This is a genomic window from Martelella mediterranea DSM 17316 (genome assembly GCF_002043005.1).
In the GTDB taxonomy this organism is placed as follows: domain Bacteria; phylum Pseudomonadota; class Alphaproteobacteria; order Rhizobiales; family Rhizobiaceae; genus Martelella; species Martelella mediterranea.
The window spans coordinates 710,703-733,043 of the sequence record NZ_CP020330.1 but is presented as its reverse complement, the minus strand read 5'-3'; the positions used below and the strand labels follow the sequence as shown (position 1 = coordinate 733,043).

The window sequence follows — 22,341 nt, the reverse complement described above, 5'->3', positions numbered from 1 at the left end:
TGCAATACGGCATGATGCTGTTTTTGATGGCGGCCGGCCTGACGCTGGTGTTCGGCGTCATGGGGCTGATCAACCTCGCCCATGGTTCGCTGTTCATGATCGGCGCCTTCGCCTGCGCCTTTGTCGCCGCGGCAACCGGCCATTACTGGCTCGGCCTTGCCGCAAGCCTGCTGGTCTCCGCCGGCGTCGGCGCGTTGATCGAGGTGGGCGTGATCCGCAAGCTCTATGCCCGCGACTATCTCGATCAGGTGCTGGCGACCTTCGCGCTGATCCTGGTGTTCTCTGAAGGCACGCGGTGGGTGTTCGGCTCGTTTCCGCTCTATCTCAACCTGCCGGAGCTGCTGTCAGGCGCGGTCACGCTGCCGGGCGGGCTGCAATATCCGGTGTTCCGGCTGGTGATCATCCTCTTCGGCGCGGCGGTCGCCATCGGCCTCTGGCTGTTGATCGGTCGCACGCGTCTCGGCATCCGCATCCGCGCCGGCGAGGCCGATCGCGAGATGATTGCAGCCCTCGGCGTTGATATCGCGAGGCTCTACACCATCGTGTTCGCGCTGGGTGCTGCGCTCGCCGGCTTTGCCGGTGCCTTGGTCGGCTCCATCCAGTCGGTGCAGGTCGGCATGGGCGAGCCGGTGCTGATCCTGGCTTTCGTCGTCGTCGTCATCGGCGGCATCGGCTCGATCAAGGGCGCGCTGATCGGAGCGCTTCTGGTGGGCATGACCGATACGCTCGGCAAGGCGCTGCTGCCTGGCCTGTTTGCAGCACTTGGCGGCGGTTCGGGCGCCAATGCCATGGCCGCCACCGTCGCCTCGATGCTGATCTATATCCTGATGGCCGTGGTTCTGGTGATCCGCCCGCAGGGCCTGTTCGGGGCAAAGGCATGACCCGGGAAACCATCATCAATCTTGCCATCTTTGCCGCCCTGATTGCCTTTGCCATCGGCGCGCATCTGATGGGCAACGGCTTTGCGGTGACGCTCGCCACCAAGGCCGCGATCTTCGCTCTCGCCGGCGTCGGCCTCAACCTCGCGCTCGGTTATGGCGGGCTGGTCTCGCTTGGCCATGCCGCCTTCTTCGGCATTGGCGGCTATGTCACCGGTATTCTGGCAAGTCATGCGATGTCGGGTACGCCGGTGCTGACCTTTCCGTTCACGCTCGCGGGCAGCAACGACATGCTCGGCATCTGGCCGATGGCGATGGTTGCGGGCGGGTTGCTGGCGCTTGCGATCGGCGCGTTGTCGCTTCGCACCACCGGCGTCTATTTCATCATGGTGACGCTCGCCTTCGCGCAGATGGTCTATTACTTCGCGGTGAGCTGGCCGCGCTATGGCGGCGAGGATGGCTTAAGCTTTTATGTCCGCAACAATTTTCCGGGCATGAACACGTTCGATCCGATCCAGTATTTCGCGATCTGCGCAGCACTTCTGGCGATCGCGCTGGTCTTCACCGCCGTTGTCACCCAATCGCGCTATGGGCTTGCATTGCAGGCGGCAAGGCAGAACCGCCAGCGCACCATGGCCGTCGGCATCCGGCCCTATGGCGTGCTGCTGGTCGCCTTCGTGCTGTCGGGCATGATCGTGGCGCTTGCCGGCTCGCTCTATGCCGATCTCAACCGTTTCGTCAGCCCGGCTATGCTGTCCTGGCACATGTCGGGCGAGATCATGGTGTTCGTCATTCTCGGCGGCGTCGGCAGGCTGTGCGGGCCGGTGGCGGGGGCGGCGATCTATATCCTGCTCGAGCATCTGCTCGGCGATGTCAGCGAATACTGGCAGGCGCTGCTCGGCCTGCTGCTGTTGGTGATCGTGATCTATTCGCCCGGCGGCCTGATCGGCCTGATTACCGGCCGTCTGCCAGACAGGAAGCTCCGCAATGCATGAGCCGATCCTGGAAATCACCGGACTTCGCAAAGCCTACGGCGCGCTGACCGTCACCGACGATGTCAGCCTCACCCTGATGCCCGGCGAGATCCATGCCCTGATCGGGCCGAACGGCGCCGGCAAGTCCACGCTGATCAAGCAGATCGTCGGCGAGGTCCGGCCCGATCACGGCACGATGCGGTTCGAGGGCCAGATGATCGACGATCTCGATGCCGCCGCCCGCGCCAGGTTGGGTCTGGCGCGCAGCTTTCAGGTTTCCTCGGTGATTGCCGATTTCACGGTGCTGCAGAATGTCATGCTCGCCGTCGCCGGGGCCTCCGGCCGGGTGTTCCGATTCCATATCCCGGCCCTTTCCGACCGCAAACTCACCGAGCCGGCGCTGTTTCATATCGCCGAGGCCGGGCTGAAGGACCGCGCCAATGTCACGGCCTCCGCGCTTTCGCATGGCGAGCGCCGCAAGCTCGAAATCGCGATGGCGCTTTCGATGCGCCCGCGCGCCTTTCTGCTGGATGAACCGATGGCCGGGATGGGGCTCGAGGGCGGCCAGCAATTGACCGGCATGCTGGCAGAGCTGAAACACGAAGCGCCGATCCTGCTGGTGGAGCATGATATGGACGCCGTCTTCGCGCTTGCCGACCGCATTTCCGTGCTGGTCTACGGCAAGATCATCGCATCCGGCAGCGTCGCCGAAATCCGCGCCAATCCCGATGTGCGCCGGTCCTATCTCGGAGAAGAGGCATGAGCCGGCTGCTGGAACTGGAAAACGTCACGGCCGCCTATGGCGCGGTCAAGGCGCTGTTCGGCGTCTCGCTTGCCCTGGACGAAGGTCAGGTCGTGGCGCTGATGGGCCGCAATGGCATGGGCAAGACCACCACGATCCGCTGCATCAGCCGGCTGCTGCTCCATTCGGGCGGCCGCCTGAGCTTTGCCGGGCGCGACCTCAAGGGCGTCTCCGCGCCGAAGGTCGCCCAGCTCGGTGTCGGGCTGGTGCCGGAGGGGCGGCGCTGTTTCGCGCCGCTGACAGTTGCCGAAAATCTGGTGGTCGCCGCCCGGCCCGGCCCGTGGGATATCGAACGGGTGCAGGCGCTGTTTCCGCGGCTGAAGGAGCGCATGCGCCAGACCTCGGCCACGCTTTCGGGCGGCGAACAGCAGATGCTGGCGATCGGGCGCGCGCTGATGACCAATCCGCGCCTCCTGATCCTCGACGAGGCGACCGAGGGCCTCGCCCCGGTGGTGCGCCAGGAAATCTGGGCCGGCGTCAGGGCGCTGAAGGCGGAGGGGCTTTCGATCCTGCTGGTCGACAAGTCGCTGAAGGAAATCGTCTCCGTCGCCGACAGCGCGGTGATCATCGAGCGCGGCGAAACGGTCTGGCAGGGCGGCATCGATGCGTTGACGCCGGAGCTGACCGACCGCTATCTCGGGGTTTAGGCGGGCGAATCGCAACGAACCTCGCCGCATAGCCCCCAATCTTCTCGCCCCGGAGGGGAGAGATGTCGCGAAAGCGACAGTGAGGGGGCAGTCTTTCCACACGGACGCCGTCACAAATGGATATGCCGCGCCACCCTCACGGCCCCTGTCGGGGCATCTCTCCCGCCAGCGGGAGAGAGTATTGGGAGCGAGCGGTAGGCGAAATGGCAATTCTTCTGGGTCAGAGAAGGTCTATGCTATCTTCCTTTTTTGGATGCGTAAGCCGCGTCCTCCGTCATTTCATAAAAACAATACAGCCCAACGCTTGATTTTCCGCGCGGGCCCGCATTCAATGCCGCGAAATTGAGCCCAAAATCCCCAAGGGGCTTCACGGATCGCGTTCAATCGCTAAGTAAGACCTTTCGCCCCACCCCCATAGTCAGGGAGCAGTCTGATATGAACACCCTCATCGCCAAGCTCAGGGAAACGGCCGAGCGCGATAACGCCACCGATCTGCGCGCGGCCTTTGCCGCAGATCCGGAGCGGTTTTCGAAATTCAGCGTTTCCTTCGAAGACCTGCTGATGGATTTCTCCAAGACCGCGATCAACGACGAAATCCTCGATCTGCTGGTCAAGCTTGCCGATGAGGCGGGCGTTGCGGAAAAGCGCGCGGCGATGTTTGCCGGCGAGAAGATCAACATCACCGAGGATCGCGCCGTGCTGCACACGGCGCTCAGGAACCGCGCCAACACGCCGGTTATGGTCGATGGCGCGGATGTGATGCCGGATGTCAACGAGGTGCTGGCGGCCATGGGCGATTTCGCCGAGGGCATCCGCACCGGCGCGATACGCGGCGCCACCGGCAAGCCGTTCACCGATGTCGTCAATATCGGCATTGGCGGGTCCGATCTCGGCCCGGCCATGACCACGCTGGCGCTCGCCCCCTTCCATGACGGACCGAGACTGCATTACGTCTCCAATGTCGACGGCGCCCATATCGCCGATACGTTGAAGGGGCTCGATCCGGCGACGACGCTGATCATCGTGGCCTCCAAGACCTTCACCACGATCGAGACCATGACCAATGCTCAGACGGCGCGCAAGTTCATCGCCTCGGCCCTTGGCGAGGAGGCGGTTGCCCATCATTTCTGCGCGGTGTCTACGGCGCTCGACAAGGTTGCCGATTTCGGCATCGACCAGTCGCGCGTCTTCGGCTTCTGGGACTGGGTCGGCGGGCGTTACTCGATCTGGTCGGCGATCGGCCTGCCGCTGATGATCGCGATCGGCGAGAAGAATTTTGGAAAATTCCTCGATGGCGCGTATGCGATCGACAATCATTTCCGCGAGGCCCCGGTCAGGGAAAACCTGCCCTTCCTGCTCGGCCTCGTCGGCTTCTACCAGCGGGTGATCCTCGATTACCCGTCGCGCGCGGTGATCCCCTACGACCAGCGGATGTCGCGCTTTGCCGCCTATCTCCAGCAGCTCGACATGGAAAGCAACGGCAAGTCGGTGACCATCGAATCCGAAGCCGTGACCACGCCGACCGGGCCGATCGTCTGGGGCGAGCCCGGCACCAATGGCCAGCACGCCTTCTTCCAGCTTCTGCATCAGGGCACCAACATCATCCCGATCGAATTCATGATCGCCGCCAATGGTTTCGAGAGCGATTTGCGCCACCAGCACCAATTGCTGATGGCCAATTGCCTGGCCCAGTCGGAAGCGCTGATGAAGGGCCGTTCGCTGGACGAGGCCAAGGCCCAGCTTCTCGACAAGGGCATGGATGCCGGAAAGGCCGAGAAGATCGCCCCGCATAGGGTGTTTTCCGGCAACCGGCCGTCGATCACCTTCGTCTATGATCTGCTAACGCCCTATGCGCTCGGCCGCCTGATCGCGCTTTACGAGCACCGCGTGTTCGTGGAGGGCGTTCTGTTCGGCATCAACTCCTTCGACCAGTGGGGCGTCGAACTCGGCAAGGAACTCGCCACCGGGCTGCTGCCCGTCGTCTCCGGCAAGGAAAGCGCCGAGGGGCATGATTCCTCGACCAAGGGGCTGGTTGCGGCGCTGCTTGAGGCGGCGAAGTAGCCGTCCCTGTGTGGGGCTGAGGCTGTTCCCTCATCCGGCCTTCGGCCACCTTCTCCCCAAGGGGAGAAGGGGAATACGGCGCGGCTCTGCCTTGCCGCTTGCTCTGAAAACGCTGCGGAGTTCCCCCTCTCCCCGCAGGGGAGAGGGTGGCGCGTATGCGCCGGGTGAGGGTAAGCGGAGCAGCCGCGAACTCCGCGCTGGCAAAATTTTCACAAACAAAAAGCCCCGGCATCGCGCCGGGGCTTTTTCATTCTGCCTTCGTCCCGTTGCCAATCAGGCGTGGGTGGCGGTCGGTTTTTTGTGCTCGCTCTTGTGGGCGATCAGCATGAAATAGATGAACACGAACGGGATCGCGGACCAGTAGGCCGCCGATTTGTCGAGGCCCATATTGCGGGCGCGGAACGCGGTGAAGCGGCCGAAGGCAAGGCCCGGCACCACGGCGTAGATTGAAAGACCCAGGAAATAGGCGGTCGACAGTGCGATGCCCGAACTGGTCACGGTTTCCATCGGGAAGGCGAATTCCAGCAGGAACGAGATCACGATATTGATCACGAAGATGAAGCAGGCGCGCAGGATATAATCGAGGCGGTTATATTCGCGCGCTTCGTTGGTCCAGTAGACGCCGAGCAGAACGCCCACGGCACTGGTCACATAGGGAAAGAAAAAAAGGCCCGTCATATTCGTTTCCTCCTCGAAACGGTCATGCGCAATTTGTCACATGTGTCGTATTGTCGCATGAAAGCTTCCGGTACCGCAACTGCGAAAAGTGATTGTTGGAGAATCAACGACCGGACCGCCCCGTCGGTTCCTCGCAATCGCGTCGCGGTCGGCGGAGGGAAAATTTCGCTTGGAGGGATAGGGCCCGGCGTGACAATCTGCCGCGCGGGACGACCTGCGGCCCTGCGACGTGGCAATTTTCACGCAATGCGGGCGAAAAAAACGGGGGTACAGGTGACGGGTCGGCGCCCTTGTGCCAAAATGCCACAGCACGAAAGCGGTTTATTTTTGACGGAATTGGGTTAGTAGCTGCCGCATGTGCGCCCGGGCCGAAAGGACGGGCGGTTTCAACGGGAATGTCTGTGCCGCACCGGTGTCGCGGGGACCAGGGGCCGGAAGGCTGCAGGCAAGTCATCGACAACAAGGCCCGCGTTTTTCCGCGAAACCGGGCGTTTGGCAGAGAATGAAACGATTGTGAACCTTTCCAAGCTAATAAAACCGGCATTGCTGCTGCCGCTTGTGCTCGCTCTTTCGGGCTGTCAGTTGATCCTTCTCGACCCCGCAGGCTGGGTCGCCAACGAGGAGCGCGACCTGCTGATCGCCTCCACCGTGCTGATGATGGTCATCATCGTTCCGGTGCTGATCATGGCGGTCTACATTCCGTGGCGCTATCGCGATTCGCGCAAGGCCACGGATGACTACGATCCCGAATTCGAGCATTCCAGCCTGTTCGAGGGCTTTATCTGGGGCGTTCCGGTGATGATCATCATCGCGCTCGGAGCGCTGACCTGGGTCTATACCCACCGTCTCGACCCCTACAAGCCGCTCGACCATATCGCCGGCGAGCCGCTGGAGATCGAAGCGGTCTCGCTCGACTGGAAGTGGCTGTTCATCTATCCGGAAGAAAACATCGCCGTCGTCAACCAGTTCGTGCTGCCGACCGACAGGGCGGTGAACCTGCGGCTGACCTCGTCATCGGTGATGAACACGTTTTCGGTCCCCGCGCTCGCCGGCATGATCTACACCATGGCCGGCATGGAGACCAAGCTTCATCTGGTGGCCGATGACGCCGGCAAATATTACGGCCGCTCGGCCAATTATTCCGGTCCCGGCTATGCCCATATGGATTTCGAGACCTTCGCCGTGTCCGAGGACGAGTTCAACAACTGGCTGAGCACGGTCAAGACCTCCGGTTCCGAGCTTACGATCGACGCCTACCAGACGCTGGCGAAACCGACTGTTGCCGACAGCGTGTCCTATTATAACGGCGTCGCCGACAATCTGTTCGACAAGATCGTCGGCCTGTGCGTCGAGCCGGGCAAGGTCTGCATCGGCGACATGATGATGCAGGACATGATGGGCGGCGGCGGCAAGAAGGGGATCGAAACCAAGGATTCCTATGTCTATGACGAGTTCCCGCCCGGCGAGGGCTTCGATCAGCATGCATTCGAGGAGACGCTCCACGCCAATCCGGACGAGCCGACCCATGGTCCGGTCAACGTCAAGAATCCCGACCAGACCGTCACAAACATGGCCGGCGGCGACAGCGCGCCGAACGCATCCGAATCCGTGAGGCAGTAATGAGATCTGATTTCTGGAATTTCATCTTCGGCAAGCTCACCTGGGCCGACATTCCCTATAATGTCCTGATCCTGGATGTGACCTTCGCCGCCGTGGTGATTGCCTTTCTGACCGTGTTCGGCCTGATCACCTACCATCGCAAATGGGGCTATCTCTGGAGCGAGTGGTTCACCTCGGTCGACCACAAGAAGATCGGCGTGATGTATATCGTGCTGGCGCTGGTGATGCTGTTCCGCGGCTTCACCGATGCCTTCATGATGCGCACCCAGCAGGCGATTGCCGCCGGCGGCGCCCAGGGCTATCTGCCGCCGCACCATTTCGACCAGATCTTCACCGCCCACGGCACGGTCATGATCTTCTTCTTCGCCATGGCCTTCCTAGTCGGCGTGATGAACATCGCGATGCCGCTGCAGATCGGCGCGCGCGACGTGGCCTTTCCGTGGCTGAACAACTTCTCGTTCTGGATGACGGTTTCGGGCGCGATCCTGCTCAACGTTTCGCTGTTCATCGGCCTGCTCGGCCGCACCGGCTGGCTCGCCATGCCGCCGCTTTCGGGGATCGCATACTCGCCCGATGTGGGGGTCGACTATTACATATGGTCGCTACAGATCGCGGGGATAGGAACGACGTTATCGGGCGTCAACATGGTCGCGACCATCCTGAAGATGCGCGCGCCGGGCATGACCATGATGCGCATGCCGGTGTTCGCCTGGACCACGCTTGCCGCCAACGTGCTGATCGTCGCAGCCTTCCCGGTGCTGACGGCAACGCTTGCCATGCTGGCGCTTGACCGCTATCTCGGCATGCACTTCTTCACCAACGACATGGGCGGCAACCCCATGATGTATGTGAACCTGATCTGGATCTGGGGTCACCCGGAAGTCTATATCCTGATCCTGCCCTGTTTCGGCATCTTCTCCGAAGTGGTCGCGACCTTCTCGGGCAAGCCGCTGTTCGGCTATCGCTCCATGGTCTATGCCACGGCCTGCATTCTGGTGCTGTCCTTCGTCGTCTGGCTGCACCACTTCTTCACCATGGGCTCCGGCGCGAATGTCAACACCTTCTTCGGCATTTCGACGATGATCATCGCCGTGCCGACGGGGGCGAAGATCTTCAACTGGCTGTTCACCATGTATCGCGGCCGGATCCGGTTCGAGACCCCGATGTACTGGACGGTGGGCTTCCTGATCACCTTCACCATCGGCGGCATGACCGGCGTCATGCTGGCGGTTCCGCCGGCGGACTTCCAGCTCCACAACTCGCTGTTCCTGATCGCCCACTTCCACAATGTCATCATCGGCGGCGTGGTGTTCGGGCTGATGGCGGGTTACCAGTATTGGTGGCCGAAAGTGTTCGGCTTCAAGCTCGACGACAAATGGGGCCGCCGCTCGTTCTGGTTCTGGTGCATCGGCTTCTACGTCGCCTTCATGCCACTCTACGTGCTCGGCCTGATGGGCGTCACCCGCCGGCTGCAGAGCTACACCGATGCCGGCTGGCAGATCTATTTCGTCATCGCCTGCATCGGCATGCTGCTGATCGGCTGCGGCATCGCCTGCACCGTGATCCAGCTCGTCGTTTCCATCAAGAACCGCGACGCGCTGAAATGCGGTCCGGACCCGTGGAACGGCCGCACGCTGGAATGGGCGACCACGTCTCCGGTCGCGCCCTACAATTTCCCTGCCGATTTCGTCGTGACCGGCCGTGATGCCTGGTGGCGGATGAAGAAGGAAGGCTTTGAGTGGCCGACCGAGTACAAGCCGATCCACATGCCGAAGAATACCTGGGCCGGCATCGTGCCCGCCTTCTTCTGCCTCGCGCTCGGCTTCGCGCTGGTGTGGCACATGTGGTGGCTGGTGGTGCTGAGCTTCGTGCTGGCGATCGGCTCGATCATCTACCACACCTTCGATTTCGACCGTGATTACTATGTTCCGGCCGAACAGGTCGCCCGCGACCAGGAAAAGGCCAAGGAGGCACTTGTATGACGACGATCGCTGATACGGGCGCCGATACGAGCGCGCATCACGACGACCACGCCCACGACAGTCCGACGCAGCTTGGCTTCTGGATCTACCTGATGAGCGACTGCCTGATCTTCGGCACGTTGTTCGCGACCTATGCCGTGCTCGGCCGCTCCTATGCGGGCGGGCCGGCGCCCAACGACCTGTTCCACCTGTGGTTCGCGCTGGTGGAAACGGCGTTGCTGCTGCTGTCCTCCGTTACCTTCGGCATGGGCATGCTGCGCATGGACAAGAACGACAAGGCCGGGCTCTTGAAATGGCTCGCCATTGCCGGCCTGTTCGCGGTCGGGTTTCTGGCGATGGAAGTCTACGAGTTCCACGACCTGATCTCCGAGGGCGCGACGCCCGACCGTTCGGCGTTTCTTTCCGCCTATTTCACCCTGGTCGGCACCCACGGCCTGCATGTGACCTTCGGCACGATCTGGCTGATCGTGCTGATGGTCCAGATCTCGAAGCGTGGCCTCAGCGCGCCGATGCGCCGCCGGACCGCGACGCTTTCGATGTTCTGGCACTTCCTCGACCTGATCTGGATCGGCGTGTTCTCGCTGGTCTATCTTACCGGAGCGATCCTATGAGCAGCGCTGAACACACTTCCCACGGCCATGGCAGCTTCAAGGGGCTGATGACCGGTTTCGTGCTGGCGGCGGTGCTGACCATCATCCCCTTCGGGCTGGTGATGGCGGATGCGATCTCCAGCAAGGCGTTCCTGCTGACGGTGGTGATGATCTGCGCGGCCGCCCAGATTCTGGTTCATCTGCGCTATTTCCTGCTGCTCAGCCCCAACCAGGAACAGGGCTGGACCATGGCCTCCTCGCTGCTGGCGCTGATCCTGCTTCTGATCGTGCTGGCGGGCTCGCTCTGGGTCATGCACAACATGAACAAATACATGATGCCGCTGCCGGAAAGCGGGTTCACCTATCTCGACGACGGCACCATCGTCTGCGCCACGCCCGAGATCGCCCAGCAATTGCGCGACGCCGGCGTCACCGGCAACATCATCGTGCAGGGCCAGCAGTAACGCTTTTCTCCGCCCCGCAGCCTGGCTGCGGGGCGGTTCCGTATTATCCGGCGAACGCCGTTTCGCCACGTTCCGGCGTCATTCCGATCCGAGGCGCCTTCCAGGGCGATGGCCTTGATTGCGCCGGAGGTGACGCGCCGCCGACCTGCGTGCTTTACAAAGCATTGTAAGACGCCGGCCCGAAAGGTCTTTGCCGCAATGGCCGCCATGTCCCGCAAGAAATTCCTGATCCTCACCGCGATTGCCGCGATCCTGTTTGCGGGCTTCACCGCGCTCGGCATCTGGCAGGTCTATCGCCTGCAATGGAAGCGCGATCTGATCGCCGCCGTCGATGCCCGCGTCGAAGCGCCGGCTGTGCCCGCGCCTAGGGCAGGGGAGATGGTGACGCGCGAAGATGACGCCTATCGCCATGTCAGCGTCACCGGTCGCTATATCGAGGCGGCGCAGACGCTGATCTACTATCCGACCCAGCTCGGCGCCGGCTATTTCGTGATGACGCCGCTTCTGCGCGATGACGGCAGCTATGTGCTGATCAACCGCGGCTTCGTGCCTGAAGGCAGGCAGGACAATCCCGCCAATTATCGCGCGCCCGAGGGCGAGGTCACGGTCGCGGGGTTGCTGCGCATGCCGGAAAGCAAGGGCTGGCTGTTTTCGCGCGCCAATGATCCCGTCGATGGCAAATGGTATCGCCGCGATGTCGCCTCGATCATGGGCACCCGGGGCCTGGTGCCGTTCGCGCCCTATTTCATCGATGCCGAAGCGAGCGGCCCGACGGGCAAGCTGCCGATCGGCGGCCTGACCGTGGTCTCGTTCCGCAATGCACATCTGAGCTACGCGCTGACATGGTTTGCGATGGCGCTCGGCACGCTCGCGCTTTATGTCTTCGTGCTGCGCTATGAGCGGCGGCCATCGTCCTCCGACGACGAATAGGGCTGGCTTCTCAAAGGCTTGTCCCTTGAGCGCGTTGTTGCCGACCTGAAGTTTCCGTCATCCCCTGCTTTTTCGCCCCCCTGTGGAAAGCGCGAAAGAAATCCCGCGTGCATGATGGTTCAACTATCGGTTGGTAGCCGTTGCCGGTGGCGAAGGGTCATCTTTATGGCCATCGGCAATTTCAAGAGACCGATTCGCCGGGCCGGCACATGCTGCATCAGCGCTGTTCGCCCGTTCCGGACTGTATTTTTCCCCTCTGTCACAATGCGTTAACCCTGAATGTGGAAAACAGGTCCACGGAACACTATATATGGTTGGTTTTGGCATTCCTGTTCGCAGATATTGTGTTATGGTGAGTCTATCGAATCAATGCTGACACGTCAGCGGCGTCCGGTTCTCAGGTTTTTTGAGTCTCCATAGGTATATGTCGAAGTGGTGTTCCTCGTGGACAGCGCGATTTCTGCCGGCTTCTGGAGAGCCAAAATGCCAGTCCGGTCAATGTGTTCGAGATGTCTGTTGAGAAATGGCGGCGGCGGCCGTTTGCAACCGCCGGCGTTTCGATCAGGCAAGAGCCGGCCATGGGTCCGGGACGAGGCTATGCCGTGTTGGTTGCCAGCCTCGCCAGATGCGCGGGAAGCGCCGAGGGTTCGCCCGGCGGCGCTTTTTGAAGAAAATGATTATGCGAGGATAACGATGAAGATCACTGTCTATTCCAAACCGGCTTGCGTGCAGTGCAATGCAACGACCCGCGCGCTGGAGCGCAAGGGCCTCGACTATGAAGTGGTTGATGTGTCGGTGGACAACGATGCCTATGATCAGGTCGTCGGCATGGGCTACCGGCAGGTCCCGGTCGTGGTCGCCGGCGAGCAGCACTGGTCGGGCTTCCGTCCGGACATGATCGGCGCGCTTGCCTGACCATGAATGCCGCCGGCTGATAACCGGCGAAGCCTGAAGAAGGCGTTGCGCCGCATCCATGCGGCGGGCGCCTGAGCGATCAGACGGCGCGTCAGACGGGCGCGCCGTGTTGGTGAAGAGGACAAGAGGATGACGGGCATGCTCGTCTACTATTCGAGCGCCACGGGCAACACCCATCGTTTCGTGACCAAGACTGGCCTTCCGGCAAAGCGTCTCGGCCCCCAGGGCGACACGAAAAAGGTGGACGAGCCCTATGTGCTGGTCGTTCCCACCTATGCCGGCGGGGACGGCAGGGGAGCGGTGCCGAAACCGGTCATCCAGTTCCTCAACGATCCGGAAAACAGGGCGCTGGTGCGCGGCGTCATCGCTTCCGGAAACACGAATTTTGGAAATACCTACGGCATTGCCGGCGACATCATCGCGGCAAAATGCAAGGTACCATACCTCTACCGTTTCGAGCTTCTCGGGACTGAAGAGGATGTCAACAACGTCAAACAAGGGCTGGAAGAGTTTTGGAAACGGCAGAATTGAGGATGGCCACAAGCGCCGAGGAAGAAACCGTGCAGGGCACCGAGAAAGTTGCGGAAAAGGGCGTCGCCAAGGCGAAGCCCGCGACGCTGGACTATCATGCCCTGAACGCGATGCTCAATCTCTATGACGAGAACGGGCACATCCAGTTCGACAAGGACCGGCTGGCGGCGAAGCAGTATTTCCTGCAGCACGTCAACCAGAACACCGTGTTCTTCCATAACCTCAGGGAGAAGCTCGATTATCTGGTCGATGAAGGCTATTACGAGCAGGAAGTGCTCGACCAGTATGCGTTCAATTTCGTGCGCGATCTCTGGGACCATGCCTTCGACAAGAAGTTCCGGTTCCAGACCTTCCTGGGCGCCTTCAAATATTACACCGCCTATACGCTGAAGACGTTTGACGGCAAACGCTATCTGGAGCGCTACGAAGACCGCGTCTGCATGGTCGCGCTCGCGCTTGCCAAGGGCGATGAGGCGCTTGCGACCGCGCTCGTCGATGAAATCATCGCCGGCCGTTTTCAGCCCGCAACGCCGACCTTCCTCAACGCCGGCAAGAAGAGCCGCGGCGAACTGGTCTCCTGCTTCCTGCTGCGCATCGAAGACAATATGGAAAGCATCGGCCGCTCGATCAATTCGGCGCTGCAGCTTTCCAAGCGCGGCGGCGGCGTGGCGCTGTCGCTGACGAACATCCGCGAGCATGGCGCGCCGATCAAGAAGATCGAGAACCAGTCCTCCGGCGTCATCCCGGTGATGAAGCTGCTCGAAGACTCCTTCTCCTACGCCAATCAGCTTGGCGCGCGTCAGGGCGCGGGCGCGGTCTATCTCAACGCCCATCACCCCGATATCATGCGCTTCCTCGACACCAAGCGCGAGAATGCGGATGAAAAGATCCGCATCAAGACGCTGTCGCTTGGCGTGGTGATCCCCGACATCACCTTCGAACTCGCCAAGAACAACGAGGACATGTACCTGTTCTCGCCCTATGACGTCGAGCGCGTCTACGGCAAGGCGATGACCGAGGTTTCGATCTCCGAGCATTACCGCGAGATGGTCGACAACCCGGAAATCCGCAAGAAGAAGATCAACGCCCGCGCCTTCTTCCAGACGCTGGCCGAACTGCAGTTCGAAAGCGGCTATCCCTATATCCTGTTCGAGGATACCGCCAACCGCGCCAACCCGGTCGCCGGCCGGATTTCGATGAGCAATCTCTGCTCGGAAATCCTGCAGGTCTCGGAAGCGAGCGAATTCGACGAGGATCTGTCTTACAAGCATATGGGCAAGGACATTTCCTGCAATCTCGGCTCGATGAACATCGCCATGGCGATGGATTCGGACGATTTCGGCCGCACCGTCGATACCGCGATCCGCGCGCTGACGGCCGTGTCCGACATGAGCCACATCTCCTCGGTTCCCTCCGTCGAGAAGGGCAATGACGAAAGCCACGCCATCGGCCTTGGCCAGATGAACCTGCACGGCTATCTCGCCCGCGAGCGGATCTTCTACGGCTCGGAGGAAGGCGTCGACTTCACCAACATGTATTTCTACGCCGTGACCTATCACGCGCTGAAGGCCTCGAACCGGATCGCCGTCGAACGCGGCGTGACCTTCGCGGACTTCGAGAAGTCGAAATATGCAAGCGGCGAATATTTCGACAAATACATCGAGAAGGACTGGGAACCGGCGACCGAGCGCGTGCGCGACCTGTTCGAAAAGGCCGGCATCGACCTGCCGACGAAGGAAGACTGGCTGGCGCTGAAGGACGCGGTGATGAAGGGCGGTCTTTATAACCGCAACCTGCAGGCCGTGCCGCCGACCGGCTCGATCTCCTACATCAACAATGCCACCGCCTCGATCCATCCGATCGTCTCGAAGATCGAGATCCGCAAGGAAGGCAAGATCGGCCGCGTCTATTATCCGGCGCCGTTCATGGACAATGACAATCTGGAATATTACCAGGACGCCTATGAAATCGGGCCGGAGAAGATCATCGACACCTATGCGGCGGCCACCCAGCATGTCGACCAGGGCCTGTCGCTGACGCTGTTCTTCCGCGACACCGCCACCACGCGCGATGTCAACAAGGCGCAGATCTACGCCTGGAAGAAGGGCATCAAGACCATTTACTACATCCGTCTTCGGCAGATGGCGCTTTCGGGCACCGAGGTCGAAGGCTGCGTATCCTGCAGCCTGTGATGAGGGGAAGAAAAACCATGAACATGCAGAAGAAACCCGTCATCGCCGTGCCGCGCGCGGTCAACTGGAACCGCATCGTCGACGAGAAGGACCTCGAGGTCTGGAACCGGCTCACCGGCAATTTCTGGCTGCCGGAGAAAGTGCCGCTGTCGAACGACATTCCCTCCTGGTCGACGCTCAAGGAAGACGAGCAGAAACTTACCATCCGCGTCTTCACCGGTCTGACGCTGCTCGACACCATCCAGAACACGGTCGGCGCGATCACGCTGATGCCGGATGCCGTCACCCAGCACGAGGAAGCGGTGTTGACCAATATCGCCTTCATGGAGGCCGTTCACGCACGCTCCTATTCCTCGATCTTCTCCACGCTCTGCTCGATGCCGGAAGTGGACGACGCCTATCGCTGGTCGGAAGAAAACGCCTTCCTCCAGGAAAAATCGCAGCTCATCCTGCAGGAATACCGCGCCACCGATCCGCTTCGAAAGAAGGTCGCGAGCGTCTTCCTCGAAAGCTTCCTGTTCTATTCGGGCTTCTATCTGCCGATGTACTGGTCGAGCCGCGCCAAGCTCACCAACACCGCCGATCTGATCCGCCTGATCATCCGCGACGAGGCCGTGCATGGCTATTATATCGGCTACAAGTTCCAGCAGGGACTGAAGAAAGTTTCCGAGGCCGAGCGCGAGGCGATCAAGGATTTCACCTTCGGCCTGCTGTTCGAACTCTACGAGATCGAATCCAAATATACCGAACAGCTTTACGATGCGGTCGGGCTCACCGAGGATGTGAAGGCCTTCCTGCATTATAACGCCAACAAGGCGCTGATGAATCTCGGTTACGAGGCGCTGTTCCCGCCGGAAGCCTGCAAGGTAAACCCGGCGATCCTGTCGGCGCTGTCGCCGAACGCCGATGAGAACCACGACTTCTTCTCCGGCTCCGGCTCCTCCTATGTCATTGGCAAGGCAATCGCCACCGAGGACGACGACTGGGATTTCTGATCCCCTTCAGCAGAGTCTCGGGTATTTTTACGGCCAGGCGGAAACGCCTGGCCGCGTCAGTTTGACCGGTTCGCCAGCAGCGTGCTGGCCCCTTCCTCAAGGCTCGGAACCGCGACGATATAATCGACCTTGTCGGCCTTCCACGCTTTCAGGAACTTGTAATAGTCCTTGAACACCAGGCAGCCATGGGAATCGCCCGGCGTGCGCAGCATGTAGGTGTGGGCGAGAATACCGGTGCGGCCGAGCGGATTGGTGCCGTCGACCGAGGTCATGCGCAGCGCCGGCACGCCGTGGAACAGCGATTCGCGCATGGTCAGCTTGTAGGTTGCCGCCGGGACGGCGCCGGCCATCTTGACATGGGTGCCGTTCGGGTTGTCGCGATACTTGCCCTTGCCGGAATGGGCTTCCATCACCTCTCCGTCCGGCATGTAGACCTTGGCGGCGGAGATATCGTAGACGGCGACCTTCTTGGTGCGGCCGGGAACCTCGCCCATGATTTCGTCGAGATCGTCGTGACCGAAATCGGCATAGGCAAGCTGCATGCCTGCGGGCCGTTTGGCGGGCACCGGCACTTCACCCGGCGAGAGACGGGATGAATCGGCGCCCTGGAGCACCAGTTTGAAGGCATCGTCGGCATTGGTGTCGCTGCTCGGGGCGAGCGCGGCAAGCGTGGTGGACGGGGCGGCGGGCGTCGGGACCGCCGCCGCTTTCGGCTGAAGCTCGGGCGGAACCCCGGCAAGCGCGATTTCGGAGCCGGCATTATCAGCGATCTGGCGGCCGACAAGGCCGCGCTGGAGATCGGCGAGCGCCATGCGGCCGGCCTGCTCCAGCCGGCCCGCCAGAAGGGCCTGCCTGATATCATCCGGAGCGAGCGCCGGCTTCGCGCGGGCCTGGCCGGTCCTTGCGGCAAGCAGACGCGCTTCCTTGGCGCTCTGGGCGCGCTCGGGCGCCTTGAATGCCGGGTTGACCGTGAGGCTGATGCCGCGCGAGGAGGCGAATTCGGGCTTGGAGACCGTCGCCGAGATGATCGGCGATGAGGCGATGGTGATGATCGCGCCGCCGGCGATCGCCGCCATGATGCACGCGAGCGAAAGCCGCAGCAAGCCGTTCCTGCGATCACGCCCGGGGCGGGATTTCGAATTCTTGATCGACGTCACGAAACACACTTCCTACGCAAAACTCAAAGACGGTGTGACAGGTGCCAGTCGGAAAAATACTGCGCGCAGGGTAAATTTTTCATTACGACCGGAGCGGACGGTCAGAGACTGACGGGTGTCACAACGGCCGGAACAGGCGGAGGCGCCTTTGGTTGCCGGGTTTTTGCGGACGGAAAAAAAGTTGCGTGGCGGCATGCGGGCTTGGTCCTCTAACACTGGATTTGGCCTTCTTGGTATTGGGTCATTTGACCTTTACGTTTGCGTCACTGGGCTCAAGGAGCGCCTAGAACCCAAAATGGGAGAAAATGCGGCCACGCCAGATAAAGCCCGAAAATGCGGCAGGCTTGAGGACGGTGCAGTTGCGGCGGTCTTTTTAGCCAACACTTGCGGAAGCCGCGGGAATGCTGTCAAAGTCGACTTTTCGATGATGTGAGGACAGCCGGTTTTTGCGGGAGCGGGGGCATCGCTTCGGTCTCGGGACAGGTGTGTCCGGATTTTTACGAGGCTCTTTTGATCGAACATTTTCATCTTGTGGCGACAATGGCGATTATCGTCGGGACGATCGGTCTTTATTCCCTTGACCGTTTCCCGATCGAAGCGGTGTCGCTCGCCGCGCTGGGCATGCTTCTTGTGCTGTTCGGCGCGTTCCCGTTTACTGTGGAAGGCGGAAGGCCGCTGCCGATCGAGGATATGCTCGCCGGCTTCTCCTCGCCGGCGCTGGTCACGGTGCTGGCCCTCCTGATCGTCGGCCAGGGCCTGTTCGCGACCGACGCGCTGGAGGGCGTGACCAACCGGATCGGCCAGTTCTACGGCGCCAATCCGCGCCTGCTGATCATCATGATCCTGGCGACCTGCGGCATGACCTCGGCATTTTTGAACAACACGCCGGTCGTCGTCATCTTCATTCCGGTGCTGGCCTCGCTTGCCGCGCGGTTCCGCCTGCCGCCCTACCAGATCTTCATGCCGCTCTCCTTCATCACCATTCTGGGCGGCATGACCACGATGATTGGTTCCTCGACAAACCTGATCGCGGCCGGCATCGCCAGTCGCGAGGGCGTCAATCTCGGCTTTTTCGATATCACCGGCATGGGCGCTATTCTCGCCGGCGCCGGCGCTGTCTATGTGCTGTTCGTCATGCCGCGGATCTTCACCCGGGAGCGGTCGCAAAAGCGCTTCGAACAGGAAAGCGCCGGCACCCAGTTTCTGGGCGAGGTGGTTCTGCTCGGCGAAAGCCGCTATGTCGGGGAACGTGCCCGCTCGGGCTTCTTTCCCGTGCTGACGCCGATGTCGCTGCATGCGCTCGTGCGCGATGAGAAGGTGCTGCTGCCGCCTTATGACGACGGCCTGACGCTGCAGCCGGGCGACCGGTTGCAGATGACGGGCACCCGCAAGGGGTTCATGGATCTTCTGGCCAAGGGCGAGATCAGCCTCGCGGCGCCGCCGGACGGGACCCTGCCGACGTCGGAACGGCGGGTGGGCGCGCATTATCATCTGGCCGAAGCGGTGATCACGCCCGGTTCGCTGTTCGAGGGACGCACGGTGCGCTTCAGCGGCATTCAGCAGCGCTTCAACATCGCCATATTCGGTGTCCGCCGCAAAAGCCGGATGGCGCGGACGCCGTTCTCGCAACTGCGTTTCGAGGCGGGCGATACGCTGCTGATCGGCGGTCGCGAGGACGATCTGCGCGCCATGCGCGGCAACCACGATATCCTTCTGCTCGAGCATTCGGCCGAAAGCGTGCCGCCGCGCGACAAGGCGCTCTTGGCGAGCGGCATCTTCGCGGCGATCGTCATCCTGTCGGCCACCGGTATCACGCCGATGGTGGTCAATGCCGTTACCGGCGCGCTTTTGATGATCCTGTTCGGCTGCCTGACGCTGCAACAGGCCGCCCGCGCTTTCGACCGGCAGATATACCTGCTCGTCGGCGCGTCGATCGCCATGGCGACGGCGCTTCAGGCAACCGGCGGCGCGCAACTGATCGCGGAAGGCATCGTCGCGCTTGGCGGCGGCTCCTCGGCGTGGCTGATGATCGTGATGCTGTTCGTCGGCGTCTCGATCCTCACCAATGTGCTTTCCAACAATGCGGCGGTCGCGCTGTTCATCCCGATCGGGCTCAGCATGGCGCGGCAGATCGGCGCGCCGCCGGAGGCCTTCGCCGCAGCCGTGATCTATGCCGCCAACTGCTCGTTCGCGACCCCGATCGGCTACCAGACCAATCTCATGGTCATGGGGCCGGGCCACTACAGTTTCGGCGATTTCATCCGCGCCGGCGTGCCCTTGATCGTGCTGCTCACCGTGGTGTTCGCGTTGACGGCGCCCTGGTATTACGGGCTTTGACCCTTGCCATGGACCTTCAGTTCAGGCTGGTCCAGTTCGCCGATCTGCAGATCAGCTTGCCGAGGATGCAGCCGCGCGTCTCCATCGCCGCGCCGTCCAGCGAGATCTCCATGGAATAGGTCAGGCCGCGCCGCACATCGCGGGCCCGGCCCTCGTAGCGCGACGGCCCGACCGGGTCGACATCCATGACCAGCGTGTCGCCGACGCGCTCGTTGCGCGTGCCGGGCCTGACCCAGACATTGGTGGCGCACAGGTCGTCGCCGCATTGCTCGACCAGCACCCGCGCCTTGCCATCGCCGCGCGCCCACACGCCGGCAAGCTCGGAGGCTTCGGCAAGCCCGGGCGCGGCCGCCAGCGGAAACGCAAGCAAAAATGAGGTTCTCCGGTTCATCCCTGTCTCCTCTCACGGTTTTGCGCGCGACCGGCAAAGGCGAGTCTCTGCGCGGCGCGCATCCACAACAACCAGACAAGGGGAATTACGGGAGAAAATGCCTGCCGGTTCGCTCGGCGGCGTTTTTAATGTCGGGCACGCTATCGGGAACCGGAGCCGAATGGGGCGGCCAGCCAATCGGGATCGGATCGACGCCGGCTCTTGCGTCCGCGCTCAACGTTGCGGGCTTTGATCGAGGCCGGCGGTGCGGCACCAGCCTTCGAGAGCCTCGCCGATAGCCGCCTGCGGCGGGCCGTTGCGGTCGAAACCCCACCAGATGATCGCGCCCTGCCACAGGCTCGCCATCTGACGCCCCAGCGCCGGATTATCGCCGAGCCGGCGCGAAAGCGCGGCCGAAAGCCTGTCGCCCCAGGCCCTGCCGCGCGCCCTCAGCGCCGGGTTGCGCATGTCCTCGCGCAGAAGCGGCAAGCCGCCATCGAGGCCATGTTCGGCATCGGGCGTGAGATGCAGAAGCAGGTCGATCGCGCCACGCGGCGAGACCGGAAAGGCGGCATCGGCGGCTTCGGTTGCCTCATCAAGCCGGTCCCAGGCAAACATCAGGATGGCCTCGACCATCGCCGCGCGGTCGCCGAACCGCTGTACCAGGGTCGGTGCGGAAAGGCCGCTGCGCGCGGCGGCCCTGGCGAAGGTCAGGTAGTCCGGACCGGTCTCGGCGATGGCGTCGAGCAGTATGGCGAGAAGGGCCGGTTCGGAAATTGACTTGTTTCTGGGCATGAGGCGTTTATAAATGAACATTCATTTATAAACAAGGAGCGCTTATGGCAAAGATTGTGGGTTATATCGCAACCAGCCTCGACGGGTTCATCGCCGGACCGGACGACAATCTCGATTGGCTGTTCCGCTATGACGGGCTCGATCTCGGCGAACACGATTACAATCGCTTCCTGGAGCGGATCGGCACCCTTGTCATGGGGCGGGGCACGTATGACTTTCTGGACCGTATGGAAGGCCCCTGGCCCTATGAAGGCAAGCGGGCGCTGGTCGTGACGTCACGCCCCATCGACCGCCCGAAGGGGGCAATCGAGACGAGGACGGACGTCGACAGCCTGATCGCGGAACTGCGCGCGCTGGACGATGGCGATGTCTGGATGCTCGGCGGTGGAAAACTGCAGATGGCGTTCATGGAGCGTGGCGCGCTCGACGAGATCGAGATCTATGTCATGCCGGAACTGATCGGCGGGGGGTCGCCGCTGTTTCCGGCGACGGGGTTTGCGGCGCAACCGGGCCTGCTAAGCGTCAAGGCGCTCGACCGGGGCTGTGTCCGGCTGCATTATGCGTTCCCTCAGGCCGCCGCCGTTCGGTAGTCGAGCCCGATATCAAGCACGGGGGCGGAATGGGTCAGCCAACCGATCGAGATCAGGTCGACGCCGGCTCTTGCGACCGCGCCGGCGGTCTCGGGCGTGATGCCGCCCGAGGCCTCGGTGATCGCGCGGCCGGCGACGATCGAAACCGCTTCAGTGAGGGTTTCCGGCGACATGTTGTCGAGCAGCACGGCGTCGACGCCCTCATCCATCGCCTCGCGGAGCTGGTCGAGCGTGTCGACCTCGATCTCGATCTTGACCATGTGGCCGGCGTGCCGCTTTGCCGCCTGAAGCGCCGGACGGATGCCGCCGGCGATCGCGATATGATTGTCCTTGATCAGCACCGCATCGGCGAGCGAGAAGCGGTGATTGCCGCCGCCGCCGGCCTTCACGGCGTATTTCTCCAGTGCGCGCAGCCCCGGCGTGGTCTTGCGGGTGCATACGATCGCCGCATCGGTGCCCTCGACGGCCGCGACAACCCCGGCCGTCACGGTGGCGATGCCGGAGAGATGGCCGAGGAAATTGAGCGCGGTGCGCTCGCCCGTCAGCAGCCCGCGCGAGGGGCCGGTGACGGTCGCGACGATATCGCCGGCCTCGACCTTGTCGCCATCCGCCACATGCCGGGTCATGACGATGGCCGGGTCGACCAGCGTGAAGGCGAGTTCGGCGGCATCGAGACCGGCGATCACGCCGCGCCGGCGCGCCGCCATCACCACGGTGGAACGATGGCCGGCCGGGATTACGGCATTGGCGGTGATGTCGCCGGCAAGGCCGAGGTCTTCCTCAAGCGCGCGGCGGACGGCGGGTTCGATGATCAGGTGGGGCAGCATGGCATG

21 protein-coding genes are annotated in these 22,341 nt (G+C 62.2%); 16 read left to right on the top strand and 5 right to left on the bottom strand.

Annotated elements, in window-relative coordinates; translation table 11 throughout:
* Positions 1-11: 11 nt before the first annotated feature.
* The 5 genes from Mame_RS03335 (at position 12) to pgi (ending at position 5,362) form a co-directional block, all read left to right on the top strand.
* Complete coding sequence (locus Mame_RS03335) at positions 12-881, top strand: branched-chain amino acid ABC transporter permease (RefSeq protein WP_051085128.1); 870 nt, start codon at positions 12-14, stop codon at positions 879-881.
* On the top strand, positions 878-1,873 hold the full coding sequence (locus Mame_RS03330; protein ID WP_018065724.1) for a branched-chain amino acid ABC transporter permease: 996 nt from the start codon (positions 878-880) through the stop codon (positions 1,871-1,873). Before Mame_RS03335 ends, Mame_RS03330 begins: the two co-directional genes overlap by 4 nt.
* The gene (locus Mame_RS03325) at positions 1,866-2,615 is read left to right on the top strand and encodes an ABC transporter ATP-binding protein (protein WP_018065723.1); all 750 of its coding nucleotides are present in this window, start codon (positions 1,866-1,868) and stop codon (positions 2,613-2,615) included. The genes Mame_RS03330 and Mame_RS03325 overlap by 8 nt, the downstream gene beginning before the upstream one ends.
* Positions 2,612-3,301 carry an ABC transporter ATP-binding protein gene (locus Mame_RS03320; RefSeq protein ID WP_018065722.1) on the top strand — a complete coding sequence of 230 codons (690 nt, stop codon included), beginning with the start codon at positions 2,612-2,614 and terminating at the stop codon, positions 3,299-3,301. Before Mame_RS03325 ends, Mame_RS03320 begins: the two co-directional genes overlap by 4 nt.
* Positions 3,302-3,736: 435 nt before the next feature.
* Positions 3,737-5,362 carry a glucose-6-phosphate isomerase gene (pgi, locus tag Mame_RS03315; protein ID WP_018065721.1) on the top strand — a complete coding sequence of 542 codons (1,626 nt, stop codon included), beginning with the start codon at positions 3,737-3,739 and terminating at the stop codon, positions 5,360-5,362.
* A 273-nt stretch (positions 5,363-5,635) separates the two neighbouring features.
* Here pgi and Mame_RS03310 read toward each other — a convergent pair whose 3' ends face one another.
* On the bottom strand, positions 5,636-6,040 hold the full coding sequence (locus Mame_RS03310; protein WP_018065720.1) for a hypothetical protein: 405 nt from the start codon (positions 6,038-6,040) through the stop codon (positions 5,636-5,638).
* A gap of 513 nt (positions 6,041-6,553) precedes the next feature.
* Here Mame_RS03310 and cyoA point away from each other — a divergent pair.
* From cyoA to nrdF, 9 genes are all read left to right on the top strand, one after another.
* A complete protein-coding gene (gene cyoA, locus Mame_RS03305; RefSeq protein ID WP_210162255.1) occupies positions 6,554-7,660 on the top strand; it encodes a ubiquinol oxidase subunit II in 1,107 nt (368 codons plus the stop codon).
* The gene (cyoB, locus tag Mame_RS03300; RefSeq protein WP_018065718.1) at positions 7,660-9,642 is read left to right on the top strand and encodes a cytochrome o ubiquinol oxidase subunit I; all 1,983 of its coding nucleotides are present in this window, start codon (positions 7,660-7,662) and stop codon (positions 9,640-9,642) included. The genes cyoA and cyoB overlap by 1 nt, the downstream gene beginning before the upstream one ends.
* Positions 9,639-10,253, top strand: a complete 615-nt coding sequence (gene cyoC / locus Mame_RS03295) for a cytochrome o ubiquinol oxidase subunit III (RefSeq protein ID WP_018065717.1) — start codon at positions 9,639-9,641, stop codon at positions 10,251-10,253. The genes cyoB and cyoC overlap by 4 nt, the downstream gene beginning before the upstream one ends.
* On the top strand, positions 10,250-10,696 hold the full coding sequence (gene cyoD, locus Mame_RS03290) for a cytochrome o ubiquinol oxidase subunit IV (protein ID WP_018065716.1): 447 nt from the start codon (positions 10,250-10,252) through the stop codon (positions 10,694-10,696). Before cyoC ends, cyoD begins: the two co-directional genes overlap by 4 nt.
* A gap of 198 nt (positions 10,697-10,894) precedes the next feature.
* Positions 10,895-11,626, top strand: a complete 732-nt coding sequence (locus tag Mame_RS03285; RefSeq protein WP_018065715.1) for an SURF1 family protein — start codon at positions 10,895-10,897, stop codon at positions 11,624-11,626.
* Between the two features lie 693 nt (positions 11,627-12,319).
* A complete protein-coding gene (gene nrdH / locus Mame_RS03280; RefSeq protein WP_018065714.1) occupies positions 12,320-12,541 on the top strand; it encodes a glutaredoxin-like protein NrdH in 222 nt (73 codons plus the stop codon).
* A 129-nt stretch (positions 12,542-12,670) separates the two neighbouring features.
* On the top strand, positions 12,671-13,072 hold the full coding sequence (gene nrdI, locus Mame_RS03275; protein WP_018065713.1) for a class Ib ribonucleoside-diphosphate reductase assembly flavoprotein NrdI: 402 nt from the start codon (positions 12,671-12,673) through the stop codon (positions 13,070-13,072).
* Between the two features lie 2 nt (positions 13,073-13,074).
* On the top strand, positions 13,075-15,264 hold the full coding sequence (nrdE, locus tag Mame_RS03270; protein ID WP_018065712.1) for a class 1b ribonucleoside-diphosphate reductase subunit alpha: 2,190 nt from the start codon (positions 13,075-13,077) through the stop codon (positions 15,262-15,264).
* A gap of 17 nt (positions 15,265-15,281) precedes the next feature.
* Positions 15,282-16,259 (top strand): class 1b ribonucleoside-diphosphate reductase subunit beta, encoded by a 978-nt coding sequence (gene nrdF / locus Mame_RS03265; protein WP_018065711.1) that lies wholly within the window; start codon positions 15,282-15,284, stop codon positions 16,257-16,259.
* Positions 16,260-16,315: 56 nt separating this feature from the next.
* Here nrdF and Mame_RS03260 read toward each other — a convergent pair whose 3' ends face one another.
* Positions 16,316-17,416, bottom strand: a complete 1,101-nt coding sequence (locus Mame_RS03260; RefSeq protein WP_235726833.1) for a DUF2778 domain-containing protein — start codon at positions 17,414-17,416, stop codon at positions 16,316-16,318.
* Positions 17,417-17,926: 510 nt separating this feature from the next.
* Between Mame_RS03260 and Mame_RS03255 the strand changes: the two genes are divergently transcribed.
* Positions 17,927-19,753, top strand: a complete 1,827-nt coding sequence (locus tag Mame_RS03255) for an SLC13 family permease (RefSeq protein ID WP_018065710.1) — start codon at positions 17,927-17,929, stop codon at positions 19,751-19,753.
* A gap of 16 nt (positions 19,754-19,769) precedes the next feature.
* On the opposite strand, the gene Mame_RS03250 is transcribed toward Mame_RS03255, so the two are convergent.
* Positions 19,770-20,144 (bottom strand): DUF2147 domain-containing protein, encoded by a 375-nt coding sequence (locus Mame_RS03250; protein WP_079920682.1) that lies wholly within the window; start codon positions 20,142-20,144, stop codon positions 19,770-19,772.
* A gap of 213 nt (positions 20,145-20,357) precedes the next feature.
* A complete protein-coding gene (locus tag Mame_RS03245; protein ID WP_018065708.1) occupies positions 20,358-20,918 on the bottom strand; it encodes a TetR/AcrR family transcriptional regulator in 561 nt (186 codons plus the stop codon).
* 44 nt (positions 20,919-20,962) lie between these two features.
* Between Mame_RS03245 and Mame_RS03240 the strand changes: the two genes are divergently transcribed.
* The gene (locus Mame_RS03240) at positions 20,963-21,508 is read left to right on the top strand and encodes a dihydrofolate reductase family protein (protein WP_018065707.1); all 546 of its coding nucleotides are present in this window, start codon (positions 20,963-20,965) and stop codon (positions 21,506-21,508) included.
* Here Mame_RS03240 and nadC read toward each other — a convergent pair.
* Positions 21,487-22,335 (bottom strand): carboxylating nicotinate-nucleotide diphosphorylase, encoded by an 849-nt coding sequence (nadC, locus tag Mame_RS03235; protein ID WP_018065706.1) that lies wholly within the window; start codon positions 22,333-22,335, stop codon positions 21,487-21,489. The two genes, Mame_RS03240 and nadC, sit on opposite strands and share 22 nt — an antisense overlap.
* Positions 22,336-22,341: the final 6 nt, after the last annotated feature.